At 42.0% G+C, this 722-nt stretch carries 2 pseudogenes; both read left to right on the top strand.

Annotated elements, in window-relative coordinates:
- A pseudogene (locus tag R8N47_RS25050) lies at positions 1 to 292 on the top strand (Crp/Fnr family transcriptional regulator); the annotation flags it as partial.
- 163 nt (positions 293 to 455) lie between these two features.
- Positions 456 to 722: pseudogene (locus tag R8N47_RS25045) on the top strand (siderophore ABC transporter substrate-binding protein); the annotation flags it as partial.

The following is a 722-nucleotide window of genomic DNA, read 5'->3' as shown; positions in this document are numbered from 1 at the left end:
CTCTGCACTGGAAGAAGACTATCAGGACTCAATGGATATCTATACTAACCGTTTGCTGCATCCCATCACTTACAACATTGCCTATGATCTTCTCGTCCGTAATCAGACGGATACGCTGCTTGGTGGCTTTGACAAAGTGAACCAAGAGGCGGAACGATTTGGTACGTCAGGCCGAGTTTATCGACGTGCGGTCAAAGATCTTATCGATAAAGGACTCATTGCAAAAACCGACAATGGCTTAGCGATTCTTGATGAAATGGCGTTAAAAGCGTTCATCGATTCGCACGAATAATTCAATTCGGGATTGCAATGATTGCCATTCATAAGTGCTTGAAATGGTTTAATCTAAAATCACTGTAATGAATGTAAAGTCGTATAAATCTTGTTGAATGCTTTTGAGAGTAACGCTATATTGCGAACGCGCATGATAATAGATCTCATTAAGGCTCAACAAAATGAAAAAACTCGTCAGTGCGGCTGTTTTCTCGCTGCTAACCATTTCTCCATCTTTTGCTGCTAACGTTGTTATTGACCATTACATGGGAAAAACCGAGCTAGAACAATCACCTAAGCGCGTGGTTGTGATTGGTTTTGGTCCTTTAGATGCTTTGGATAACTTCGGGATTGACCCTGTAGCTGTGTCAAACGCATCTCATCTTCCGAGCTACCTTTCTAAGTACAGCAAAGAGAATTACACATCAGCAGGCAGTTTGTTTGAGCCT

The organism is Vibrio sp. 2132-1 (assembly GCF_033344315.1).
Note: the sequence above shows the minus strand (reverse complement) of the source record. Positions and strands in the feature narration are given on the sequence as shown.